The sequence below is a fragment of the Actinotalea ferrariae CF5-4 genome (assembly GCF_000603945.1).
GTDB lineage: Bacteria > Actinomycetota > Actinomycetes > Actinomycetales > Cellulomonadaceae > Actinotalea > Actinotalea ferrariae.
Genome location: NZ_AXCW01000131.1, coordinates 1 through 11877, shown reverse-complemented (window position 1 = coordinate 11877; position 11877 = coordinate 1). Strand labels below are relative to the sequence as shown.

Annotated in this window: 9 protein-coding genes; 4 read left to right on the top strand and 5 right to left on the bottom strand. The window is 74.3% G+C overall.

Annotated features, from left to right (window positions below):
- A partial coding sequence (locus N866_RS11995; protein WP_155855334.1) for a hypothetical protein occupies positions 1 to 214 on the bottom strand: 214 nt, incomplete at its 3' end.
- Positions 215 to 360: 146 nt separating this feature from the next.
- On the opposite strand from N866_RS11995, the gene N866_RS11990 reads away from it, so the two are divergent.
- Positions 361 to 504, top strand: coding sequence for a hypothetical protein (locus tag N866_RS11990; RefSeq protein WP_155855333.1), 144 nt, complete (start codon positions 361 to 363; stop codon positions 502 to 504).
- A 67-nt stretch (positions 505 to 571) separates the two neighbouring features.
- Here the strand turns inward: N866_RS11990 and N866_RS11985 are convergent, their stop codons facing one another.
- Together N866_RS11985 and N866_RS11980 are read right to left on the bottom strand one after the other, a co-directional pair.
- Positions 572 to 1255 carry an NUDIX hydrolase gene (locus N866_RS11985; RefSeq protein WP_052022974.1) on the bottom strand — a complete coding sequence of 228 codons (684 nt, stop codon included), beginning with the start codon at positions 1253 to 1255 and terminating at the stop codon, positions 572 to 574.
- A gap of 7 nt (positions 1256 to 1262) precedes the next feature.
- On the bottom strand, positions 1263 to 2711 hold the full coding sequence (locus N866_RS11980) for a GuaB1 family IMP dehydrogenase-related protein (protein WP_034226638.1): 1449 nt from the start codon (positions 2709 to 2711) through the stop codon (positions 1263 to 1265).
- A gap of 95 nt (positions 2712 to 2806) precedes the next feature.
- On the opposite strand from N866_RS11980, the gene dxs reads away from it, so the two are divergent.
- From dxs to pflA, 3 genes are all read left to right on the top strand, one after another.
- A complete protein-coding gene (gene dxs / locus N866_RS11975; protein ID WP_034226636.1) occupies positions 2807 to 4681 on the top strand; it encodes a 1-deoxy-D-xylulose-5-phosphate synthase in 1875 nt (624 codons plus the stop codon).
- 144 nt (positions 4682 to 4825) lie between these two features.
- A complete protein-coding gene (gene pflB / locus N866_RS11970) occupies positions 4826 to 7099 on the top strand; it encodes a formate C-acetyltransferase (RefSeq protein WP_034226634.1) in 2274 nt (757 codons plus the stop codon).
- A 161-nt stretch (positions 7100 to 7260) separates the two neighbouring features.
- Positions 7261 to 8169 carry a pyruvate formate-lyase-activating protein gene (pflA, locus tag N866_RS11965; RefSeq protein WP_034226632.1) on the top strand — a complete coding sequence of 303 codons (909 nt, stop codon included), beginning with the start codon at positions 7261 to 7263 and terminating at the stop codon, positions 8167 to 8169.
- 101 nt (positions 8170 to 8270) lie between these two features.
- Here pflA and N866_RS11960 read toward each other — a convergent pair whose 3' ends face one another.
- The gene (locus tag N866_RS11960) at positions 8271 to 10457 is read right to left on the bottom strand and encodes a 3-hydroxyacyl-CoA dehydrogenase NAD-binding domain-containing protein (protein WP_081802600.1); all 2187 of its coding nucleotides are present in this window, start codon (positions 10455 to 10457) and stop codon (positions 8271 to 8273) included.
- Positions 10454 to 11707 carry a thiolase family protein gene (locus N866_RS11955; RefSeq protein ID WP_034226630.1) on the bottom strand — a complete coding sequence of 418 codons (1254 nt, stop codon included), beginning with the start codon at positions 11705 to 11707 and terminating at the stop codon, positions 10454 to 10456. The genes N866_RS11960 and N866_RS11955 overlap by 4 nt, the downstream gene beginning before the upstream one ends.
- Positions 11708 to 11877: the final 170 nt, after the last annotated feature.

Here is an 11877-nt window from a genome sequence, read left to right as displayed (position 1 = left end):
CCAGGCGGGTCACCAGGGGTCCGAGGGGCGGCGGCCCGTCGGCGGGGTCCGCGCCGGCCAGCCAGGCGTCGAGCTGGGCGGCCGTGTCCGCCGCGAGCACCACGAGCAGGCGGCGCTCGGCGGCCGAGAGGTCGTCGCGCGCGTCCGCCTCGACGAGCGCGAAGCGCAGGGCGTCGGCGACGTCCTCGACCACCCGGCCCCGGTCCGTGCTCACGGCCGGGACAACGTCCGGGGCCCGGTGGCTGTTCCGGTGGAGCGGCACCCGTCCCCACCTGCGAGGCCTCGTGATCGTTCCTGGGGTCGCGCACGGGCCGCGACCGCGCCATGATGCGGCGTACGTCCGACCGATCGGAGCACCGCATGAGCCTGCCTGACATCCAGGAGCGACCCACGCCGGGTCCGGGTCGGTCCGCGACCCCTGCCGACTGGGACACCCCGGTGTACGACGAGGTCGTCGCCGAGCACGGCGAGCCCCGGAGGGTCCCAGGTCCCGAGGAGGGCTGAGCCCTCACGGCCCCGCCCGCCCGTGGCGCACGCGGCCGGGGGCCGACGGCGGCACCGTCGGGCCGGCTCACCGGGGGACGGGGATCTCCCGGGTCCGGTCCCACGGCTCGGCCCAGCCGAGCGCGTCGAGCACGGTGTCCAGCACCATCGCCGTGAAGCCCCACACGACGTGGTCCCCGGCGAGGAACGCCGGGGTGCGGCGCCGTCCACCGGCCACCTCCACGACGACCGTGCGGCGCTGCGCGGGGTCGACGAGGTCGGCGACGGGCGTGCGGAAGACGTGCGCCGACTCGCCCCGGTCGACCACGCCCACGGCGGACGGCTCGTGCCACCACGCGAGCACGGGGGTCACCAGGTGCCGGCTCACGGGCACCGGCACGGTCGCCAGGCTGCCGAGGACCTCGACGCCGGTCGGGTCCAGCCCCGTCTCCTCGACCGCCTCCCGCACGGCGGCGGCCTCGGGCGAGGGGTCGTCGTCGTCCACGCGACCGCCGGGGAAGGCCACCTGACCGGGGTGGTGCGCGAGGGCCGGCGACCGCCCCACGAGCAGGACGTCGAGGTCGCCGGGCACCGCGCGCGACGCGTGCTCCGCGGGGAGGTGGTCGAGGACCCCGAACAGGACGAGCACCGCCGCCGGCCGCAGCACCGCCTCGGGCCACCGGCCCACCGGCCAGCGCACGCCCCGTCCCGCGAGCCCGCGCAGCTGCTCGCGCACGTCCGGCACCGCGGTGACGGAGTCCTCCCCGGTCATGACCCGGTCACCAGCCCTGCGGCAGCGGCCGCCCCTCCTCGTAGCCGGCCGCCGACTGGATGCCGACGACGGCGCGCTCGGCCAGCTCCTCGAGGGTGCGGGCACCCGCGTAGGTGCACGCGGAGCGCAGCCCGGAGGTGATCTGGTCCAGCAGGTCCTCGACTCCGGGGCGCTGCGGCTCGAGGTACATGCGCGAGGAGGAGATGCCCTCCTCGTACAGCGCCTTGCGCGCACGCTCGAACGGCGAACCGCCGCGGGTCCGCGCCGCGACGGCGCGGGCCGAGGCCATGCCGAAGCTCTCCTTGTACAGCCGCCCGTCCCCGTCCTCGTGGAGGTCGCCGGGGCTCTCGTGGGTCCCCGCGAACCAGGAGCCGACCATGACCTGGGACGCACCGGCCGCGACGGCCAGCGCGATGTCGCGCGGGTGGCGCACGCCGCCGTCGGCCCAGACGTGCGCACCGAGCGCGCGCGCCTGCGCCGCGCACTCCAGCACGGCGGAGAACTGCGGGCGCCCCACGGCCGTCATCATCCGGGTGGTGCACATCGCGCCGGGGCCGACCCCGACCTTGACGACGTCCGCACCGGCCTCGATCAGGTCCCGCGTCCCCTCGGCCGTGACGACGTTGCCGGCCACGACGGGGACCGCCGGCCCGAGGGCGCGGACGGCGGCGACCGCCTCGAGCATCTTGCGCTGGTGGCCGTGGGCGGTGTCGACGACGAGGACGTCCGCTCCTGCCTCGAGCAGGGCGGCGGCCTTGCCCGCGACGTCCCCGTTGATGCCCACCGCCGCCCCGACGCGGAGCCGGCCCTCCGCGTCGACCGCGGGCCGGTAGACCGACGAGCGCAGGGCACCCGTCCGCGTGATGACCCCCACGAGCCGGCCGTCGTCGACGACGGGGGTGAAGCGCCGCCGGGAGGTGTGCAGCCGGTCGAAGGCCGCCTCGAGACCGTCGGGGGCCGCCAGGACGTCCACGTCCACGACCGTCGGGTCCGGGCTCATCACCTCGGCGACCTGGGTGAACCGGTCCACCCCGTGGCAGTCGGTGGCGGTCACCACCCCCACCGGCCGGTCGTCCCGGACGACGACGGCCGCGCCGTGCGACCGCTTGCCGATGAGCGTCAGGGCGGTGTGCACCGTGTCGTCGGGCCGTACCACCACGGCGGTCTCGACCACCGTGTGGCGGGACTTCACCGACGCGACCACGTCGGCCACGACGTCGACCGGGATGTCCTGGGGGATCACGGCCAGGCCGCCGCGTCGGGCGACCGTCTCTGCCATCCGCCGGCCCGACACGGCCGTCATGTTCGCCACGACGACGGGAATGGTGGTGCCGGTCCCGTCCACCGCCGTGAGGTCGACGTCGAACCGGCTCTCCACGTCGGACCGGGACGGGACGAGGAAGACGTCGCCGTAGGTGAGGTCGGAGGTGGGGGTGTGGCCGGGCAGGAAGCGCATGGTGGCAGCCTAGGAGGCGGTGCCCGGCTGTGCCGTGGGCGAACAGCGGCGCCGGGTCCGGGACCGGCCACAGGTGGCGCCCGTACGATGTGCGGATGTCCATCCTGTCGACGATCACCGGGCCGGGCGACCTGCGGCGGCTGCGGCCTGCCGACCTCGACCAGCTCGCCCGGGAGATCCGGACGTTCCTCGTCGACGCCGTGTCCCGGACCGGCGGGCACCTCGGCCCCAACCTCGGCGTCGTCGAGCTGACCCTGGCCATGCACCGGGTGTTCGAGTCGCCCCGGGACACGATGGTCTTCGACACGGGCCACCAGTCCTACGTCCACAAGATCCTGACGGGGCGCCGCGACTTCGGCGACCTGCGCAAGCGCGGGGGCCTGTCGGGGTACCCCAGCCGCACGGAGTCCGTGCACGACGTGGTGGAGAACTCCCACGCCTCGACCGCCCTGTCCTGGGCCGACGGGATCGCCAAGGCCTACGCCCTCCAGGGGGCGGTGGACCGCCACGTGGTGGCCGTCATCGGTGACGGCGCGCTGACCGGCGGCATGGCCTGGGAGGCGCTCAACAACATCTCCGCCGGGCAGGACCGCCGGCTCGTCGTCGTGGTGAACGACAACGGTCGCTCGTACGACCCGACCATCGGGGGCCTGGCGCACCACCTGGACACGCTGCGCACCACGCGCGGGTACGAGGACCTCCTGGCCTGGGGCAAGCGGACGCTGCGGCGCTCCGGCCCGCCCGGCCGGCTCGCGTACGACGCGCTGCACGGCCTGAAGAAGGGCATCAAGGACGTCGTCGCGCCCCAGGGCATGTTCGAGGACCTGGGCATCAAGTACGTCGGCCCCGTCGACGGGCACGACATCGAGGCGACGGAGCACGCGCTGCGCCGGGCGAAGGCGTTCGGCGGGCCGGTGCTCGTCCACGTCATCACGGAGAAGGGCCGCGGCTACGTCCCGGCGGAGCAGGACGTCGCCGACCGCTTCCACGCGGTCGGCAAGATCCACCCGGAGACCGGCCTGCCGGTGGCGCCGTCGCGGTTCGGCTGGACGTCGGTGTTCGCCGACGAGATGGTCCAGATCGGCCGGCGCCGGCACGACGTCGTCGCCATCACGGCGGCCATGCTCCAGCCGGTCGGCCTGGCGCCGTTCGCGGCGGAGTTCCCGGGACGGGTGCACGACGTCGGGATCGCCGAGCAGCACGCCGTGACGTCCGCCGCCGGCATGGCCTTCGCGGGCCTCCACCCGGTCGTCGCCGTCTACGCGACCTTCCTCAACCGCGCGTTCGACCAGGTCCTCATGGACGTGGCGCTGCACCGCGCGGGCGTGACGTTCGTGCTGGACCGGGCCGGGATCACCGGCGACGACGGCGCCAGCCACAACGGCATGTGGGACATGGCCCTGCTGCGCGTCGTGCCCGGCCTGCGCCTCGCGGCGCCCCGGGACGAGCCGACGCTACGGGAGGCGCTGCGCGTCGCCGTCGACATCGACGACGCGCCGAGCGTCGTCCGGTACCCGAAGAGCCCCCTGCCGGACCCGCTGCCGGCGGTCGACAGCGTCGACGGCGTCGACGTGCTCGCCCGGCACGACGGCACGCCGTCCGTCCTGGTCGTCGGCGTCGGGCCGATGGCACACACCGCGGTCCAGGTCGGCAGCCTGCTCGCCGCGGAGGGCGTCGGCAGCACGGTGGTCGACCCGCGCTGGGTGCTCCCGGTGCCCTCGGCGCTGGTCAAGCTCGCGGGGGAGCACGACCGCGTGCTGGTGCTCGAGGACGGTCTCGTCGAGGGCGGCGTCGGCTCGATGCTGGGCCAGCGCTGCGCCGAGGCCGGGGTGACGGCGCCGGTGACGAGCGCGGGCGTCCCGCTGACGTTCCTCGACCACGCGAGCATCGCGCAGATCGTCGAGACGCTGCGGCTGCGCGCGGAGGACGTGGCCCACGACCTGCTCGCGGACCTGCGCGCGCGGGACTGAGGGGCCCGCGCGGGCCACGTGTGACCAGTCTCACCCCGCCGGAGCCGTCGCCGGCACAGCGGCCACCCGAAGGTCCCAGGTCATCCCATGACCTCGACCGTAGCGTCGTGAGCACCAGCCCGACGCTCTCGAGGAGACAGCCCGATGGCCATCACGACCGACCGCGGCCCGGCGACCACCCCCCGCCAGGACGACGACGCGTGGCGCGGCTACGTCCCCGGCCCTTGGCAGGACCGGATCGACGTCCGCGACTTCATCCAGCGCAACTACACCCCGTACACCGGTGACGCGTCCTTCCTCGCCGGCCCCACGGAGCGCACCACCGGGATCTGGGACCGGCTGCTGGAGATGTTCCCCACCGAGCGCGAGAAGGGCGTCTACGACGTCGACGCGACGACGCCGTCGTCGATCACCGCGCACGCCCCGGGTTACATCGACCAGGGCAACGAGCTCATCGTCGGGCTGCAGACGGACGCCCCGCTGAAGCGGGCGATCATGCCCTACGGCGGCTGGCGCATGGTCGAGGGTGCGCTGAGGACCTACGGCTACGAGCCGGACCCGGTCGTCGGCGACATCTTCACCAAGTACCGCAAGACCCACAACGACGGCGTCTTCGACGTCTACCCGCCCGACGTGCGCGCCGCGCGCTCCTCCCACCTCATCACGGGCCTGCCCGACGCCTACGGGCGCGGCCGGATCATCGGCGACTACCGCCGCGTCCCGCTGTACGGCGTCGACGCCCTCATCGCGGCCAAGAAGCTCGAGCGGGTCGAGCTGGACATGGAGCGCTCGACCGAGGACGTCATCCGCGAGCGCGAGGAGAACGCCGAGCAGATCAAGGCGCTCGGCGAGCTCAAGGCGATGGCGGCCACGTACGGCTACGACATCTCCGGGCCGGCGCGCACGGGCCGCGAGGCCGTCCAGTGGCTGTACTTCGCGTACCTCGCCGCGGTCAAGGAGCAGAACGGCGCGGCGATGTCGCTCGGCCGCACCTCGACCTTCCTCGACGTCTACCTCGAGCGCGACATCGCGGCCGGCGTCCTGACGGAGGAGCAGGCCCAGGAGCTCGTCGACGACCTGGTCATCAAGCTCCGCATCGTGCGGTTCCTGCGCACCCCCGAGTACGACGCCCTCTTCTCGGGCGACCCGACCTGGGTGACCGAGTCGATCGGCGGCATGGGCGAGGACGGCCGCACGCTGGTCAGCCGCACCTCGTTCCGGTACCTGCAGACGCTGTACAACCTGGGCCCGGCCCCGGAGCCGAACCTCACGGTCCTGTGGAGCCACCAGCTCCCGGACGGGTTCAAGCGGTTCTGCGCGCAGGTGTCGATCGACACCTCGGCCATCCAGTACGAGTCCGACGAGCTGGTCCGTGACCAGTGCGGTGACGACGCGGCGATCGCCTGCTGTGTCTCGGCGATGAGCGTCGGCAAGCAGATGCAGTTCTTCGGCGCGCGGGTCAACCTCGGCAAGGCGCTGCTGTACGCCATCAACGGCGGCCGGGACGAGATCACCGGCAAGCAGGTCGCGCCGGTGGCGATGCCCGTCGGCGGCGACGTGCTGCGGTACGACGAGGTCTTCGAGTCCTTCGACCGGCTGCTCGACTGGCTCGCCCAGACGTACGTGGACGCCCTCAACTGCATCCACTGGTCGCACGACAAGTACGCCTACGAGCGCATCGAGATGGCGCTGCACGACCGGGTCATCCTGCGCACCCTGGCGTGCGGCATCGCCGGCCTGTCGGTCGTCACCGACTCGCTCTCGGCGATCAAGTACGCGACCGTCCGGCCCGTGCGGGACGAGACGGGTCTGGTCGTCGACTACGTGACGGAGGGCGACTACCCGCTCTTCGGCAACGACGACGACCGCGCCGACGAGATCGCGGTGGACCTGGTGCGCCGCTTCATGGAGAAGGTGCGCCGCCAGCCGACCTACCGCGACGCCAAGCACACCCAGTCGGTCCTGACGATCACCTCGAACGTCGTCTACGGCAAGAACACGGGCAACACGCCGGACGGTCGCCGCAAGGGCGAGCCGTTCGCCCCGGGCGCGAACCCGATGAACGGCCGCGACAGCCACGGCATGCTCGCCTCCGCGCTGTCCGTCGCCAAGCTGCCGTACGCCGACGCCGAGGACGGCATCTCGCTGACCTCGACGGTGGTGCCCTCCGGCCTCGGCCGGACGCGGGACGAGCAGGTGACCAACCTCGTCGGGCTCCTCGACGGGTACAACGTCAGCTCCGGCTTCCACCTCAACATCAACGTGCTCAACCGCGAGACCCTCGAGGACGCGATGGAGCACCCGGAGAACTACCCGCAGCTGACGATCCGCGTCTCGGGGTACGCGGTGAACTTCGTCCGGCTCACGCGCGAGCAGCAGCTCGACGTGCTCTCGCGGACGTTCCACGCGGGGATGTGACGCGACCGCGCAGGGCGCGGGGATGACGAACGGGGTGTGGCGCCGACCGGTGCCGCGCCCCGTTCGTCGTCGTGGAGGCCTCAGGTCGTCACGCGATGTGACCTCGCTCTCACGGACATTCGTCCCATGACTTCCGGGTGGCCGGACGGCAGGCTGGAGCCATGACCACGACGGCCTTCCGGCCCACCGAGCAGGCGGCGCAGCGCGACCGGTGCGGCGCGCCGATCGTCGACCTCACGGTGCCCGTCGTGGGTGGCTCGTCGGTCCGGTCCTCCGCGGGCACGGCCGGCCTCGACGTCAGCGAGGCGGAGCGCTCCGAGCGGTTCGCCCAGATGCGCGCCGGGGAGCTCGGCTCGGTCCACTCCTGGGAGCTGGTCACGGCGGTCGACGGCCCGGGCACGCGGCTGACGGTCTTCCTGTCCGGGTGCCCGCTGCGGTGCCTGTACTGCCACAACCCCGACACGATGGAGATGCGGCGCGGCGAGCCGGTCCTGGTCGACGAGCTGCTCGCCCGCGTGGAGCGCTACCGCGCCGTCTTCGCCGTCACCGGCGGCGGCCTCACGGTCTCCGGCGGGGAGCCCCTCATGCAGCCCGCCTTCGTCAGCCGCCTCCTGCGCGGGGCGAAGGAGCGGGGGGTCTCCACGGCTCTGGACACGTCGGGCTACCTCGGCGCGCACTGCAGCGACGCGATGCTGGGTGACCTCGACCTCGTCCTGCTCGACGTGAAGTCCGGCGACCCCGACACCTACCGGCGGGTGACCGGCCGCGAGCTGCAGCCGACGCTCGACTTCGGGCGCCGCGTCGCGGCGAGCGGCACCGAGATCTGGGTGCGGTTCGTCCTCGTGCCCGGCCTGACGGACGACGTCGAGAACGTCGAGGCCGTCGCGCGGTACGTCGCGACGCTGCCCACGGTCTCCCGCGTGGAGGTCCTGCCCTTCCACCAGATGGGCAAGGACAAGTGGGAGCAGCTGGGCATGAAGTACGAGCTCGAGGACACCCGGGCCCCCGAGCCGGAGCTCGTGGACCGCGTCCGCGAGCAGTTCCGGGCGCACGGCCTCACCGTGCACTGAGCGGGCACACCCCCGGCGACGCGACGGGCGGCGCACCCTCGGGTGCGCCGCCCGTCGTCCGTCCGGCCGCACGGAGCCCGGGGGCTCCGGCGCCGGCCTCCTCAGACCCGCTGCGGCAGGCTCGCGACCCCGACCTCGTGGAAGCGGCGTCCGACGACGCGCTCCGCGTGACCCGTGCGGTCCAGGTGCGGCGTGATCCCGCCGAGGTGCATCGGCCAGCCGGCGCCGAGGATCATGCAGAGGTCGACCTGGTCGGCCCCGGTCACGACCTGCTCGTCGAGCAGGAGCCCCACCTCCTGCGCCAGGCCCGTGAGGACCCGGTCCAGGACGCCCGCCTCGTCCAGCGCCCCGGGCCCGCCCGGCGTGCCGAAGACCTCCTGGATCGCCGGGTCGACGTCCGCCTCCGCGCCCCGGCCGTCGGGCTCGGGCACGACGCGCCGGCCCTCCGCGGACAGCCGCTCGAGGCCGGGGGTGAGCGGGTAGCGGTCGCCGAGCTCGGTGTGCAGGGACTGCAGGACGTGCAGGGCGACCGGCAGCCCGACGAGCTGCAGCAGGGCGAACGGCCCCATCGGGAGCCCCAGCGGGCGCAGGGCGCGGTCGGCGACGTGCACCGGGGTCCCCGCCTCCACCGTCGCGGCAACGTCGGCGAGCATGCGCAGCAGGAGCCGGTTGACGACGAACCCGGGGCGGTCCGCGACGCCCACCGCCGTCTTGCGCAGCGCCTTCGCGACGGCGAACGCGGTCGCCACGGCGGCGTCGGAGGAGTGGTCGGCGCGCACGACCTCGACGAGCGGCATCTGGGCGACCGGGTTGAAGAAGTGCAGGCCGACGACGCGCTCCGGGTGCCGCAGGCCCGCGGACATCTGCGTGACCGACAGTGCGGAGGTGTTGGTGGCCAGGACGGCGTCCGGGGCGACCACGTCCTCGAGCTGGGCGAAGACCTGCTGCTTCACGGCCATGACCTCGGTGACCGCCTCGATGACGAGGTCGGCGGCCGCGAGGTCCTGCAGGTCCGTGCTGATCGTCACCGAGGCGACGAGGCGGTTGCCCTCCGCCTCGCTCAGCCGGCCCTTGCGGACCATCCCCTCGACCATCGAGCGGATGCCGTCGAGCCCGGCGGCCACGCGCTCGTCGTCCACCTCGCGCATCGCGACGGGCACGCGCAGGCGACGCGCGACCAGGACGGCGAGCTGGCGGGCCATGAGGCCCGCGCCGACGATGCCGACGCTGCGGACCGGCCGGGCCAGGGCCTCGTCCGGGGCGCCGGCCGGCCGGCGTGCCTTGCGGGTCGTCAGGTCGAAGGCGTACAGGCTCGCCCGGAGCTCCTCCGACAGCAGGAGCTCCGTCAGCGCCTCGTCCTCGGCCGCGAAGGCCGTGTCCACGTCGCTCGTCCGGGCTGCCGCCAGCAGGTCGAGCGCGGCGTAGGGCGCGGGGCGGGAGCCGTGGAGGCGACGGTCGAGCTCCGCACGCGCCGCGGCGACCACCGCGTCCCACGTGCCCGCGTCGTCGAGCGGCCGCCGCGGGACCGTGACCGTGCCGTCCAGGACGTCGGCCGCCCAGGCGATCGACTGCTCCAGGAAGTCCGCCGGGTGCAGGACGGCGTCGACGAGGCCGATCCGCAGCGCGGTCTGCGCGTCGGTCCGGCGGTTGTTGGCCAGCGGCCGGGTCAGCACGAGGTCGACCGCGGCCTCGACGCCGACGAGCCGGGGGAGCAGGTAGCAGCCGCCCCAGCCGGGGACGAGGCCGAGGAACGTCTCGGGCAGGGCGAGCGCGCCGACGTCGGCCGAGGCCGTCCGGTAGGTGCAGTGCAGCGGCAGCTCGAGCCCGCCGCCGAGCGCGGCACCGTTGATGAACCCGAAGGTCGGCACCCCCATCTCGGCCAGGACCCGGTAGGTGTCGTGGCCCAGCCGGGCGATCGTCCGGGCGTCCTCGGCGGCCTCCAGCCGGCCCATGATCGACAGGTCGGCGCCCGCGGCCAGGTAGTACGGCTTGCCGGTCACCGCCACGGCCGCGATCTCGCCGCGGGCGGCCCGCTCCTGCTGCTGCCGGAGCGCGGCCCCGATCCGCAGCAGGCCTGTCGGGCCCAGGGTCGTCGGCTTGGTGTGGTCCAGCCCGTTGTCCAGGGTGACCAGGGCCAGGGTGCCGAGCCCGCGGGGGAGCGGCACGTCGCGGACGAGCGCGGAGGTCGCGCGCTCGACGTCCGCCGTCCGCGTGGCCAGCTCCTCGCCGGCGCGCCGCGTCGCCGCGGCGTCGGCGGTGCCGGCCGGCGTGATCTCGTCCGTGGTCATCGCGTGGCCTCCTCGGGGGTCCGGGTGGGGGTCGTGCTCGCGTCGGCGTGGTGCGGGTTCTCCCAGATCACCGTGCCGCCCTGGCCCAGACCCACGCACATGGTGGTGAGCCCGTACCGGACCTCGGGGTGCTCGGCGAACTGCCGGGCGAGCTGGGTCATGAGGCGGACGCCGGAGCTCGCGAGGGGGTGGCCGACGGCGATCGCACCGCCGTAGGGGTTCACGCGCGGGTCGTCGTCGGCGAGCCCGAACGCGTCGCAGAAGGCGAGGACCTGGACCGCGAACGCCTCGTTGATCTCGAAGAGCCCGATGTCGTCGATCGTGAGGCCCGCGCGCTGGAGCGCCTTCTCGGTCGCCGGGACCGGGCCGAGGCCCATGACGGAGGGGTCGACCCCGGCGTAGGCGAAGGAGACCAGCCGCATGCGGGGCGTCAGCCCGAGCTCGAGGGCGGTGTCCTCGGCGGCGAGCAGGCACAGGGCGGCGCCGTCGGTGAGCGGCGCCGCGGTGCCGGCCGTCACCCGGCCGCCGGCCCGGAACGGCGTGGGCAGCGCCCGGATCTGCTCCACGGTGGTCCCCGGGCGCGGCGGCTCGTCCGCCGTCGCCAGGCCCCAGCCGCGCTCGGGGTCGCGCAGAGCGACGGGAACCAGGTCGGGCTCGATGCGCCCGGAGGCGAGGGCCTCGGCGTAGCGGCGCTGGCTCGCCACGCCGTACGCGTCCGCGCGCTCCCGGGTGAGGCGAGGGTCGCGGTCGTGCAGGTTCTCGGCCGTGCAGCCCATGTTCAGCGCCTCGGCGTCGACCAGCCGTTCTGCCAGGAAGCGGGGGTTGGGCTCGGCGTCGGCGCCCATCGGGTGCCGGCCCATGTGCTCGACACCGCCCGCCAGGGCCACGTCCTGCGCCCCGACGCCGATCGCCGACGCGGCCGCCGTCACCGCCGTCATGGCGCCGGCGCACATCCGGTCCACCGCGAAGCCGGGCACCGACTGCGGCAGGCCGGCCAGGACCGCGACGGTGCGCCCGAGCGTGAGGCCCTGGTCGCCGGACTGCGTGGTCGCGGCGATCGCCACCTCGTCGATGCGCTCGGGAGGCAGCTGCGGGTGACGGCGGAGGAGCTCGCGCACCGCCTTCACCGCCAGGTCGTCCGCGCGGGTGTGCGCGTACAGACCGTCGGGCCGGGCGCGGCCGAAGGGCGTGCGGACGCCGTCGACGAAGACGACGGCGCGTCCGGCGTGGGGCGCGTGTGCGGCTGGCATTGGAAGGCCTCCCAGGGGGACGACGGTGTCCGGGCCCGTCGATGTTACTCGAGAGTAACTTCGACGGCTACCTTGGTCAGCCGTGGTCCGGGCCGTGCGTCAGCCGGTCGCGACGGTTCCGGCCGTCAGGCGGTCGCGAGCGCACCGAGCGCCGCCGCCAGCGGCGGGGC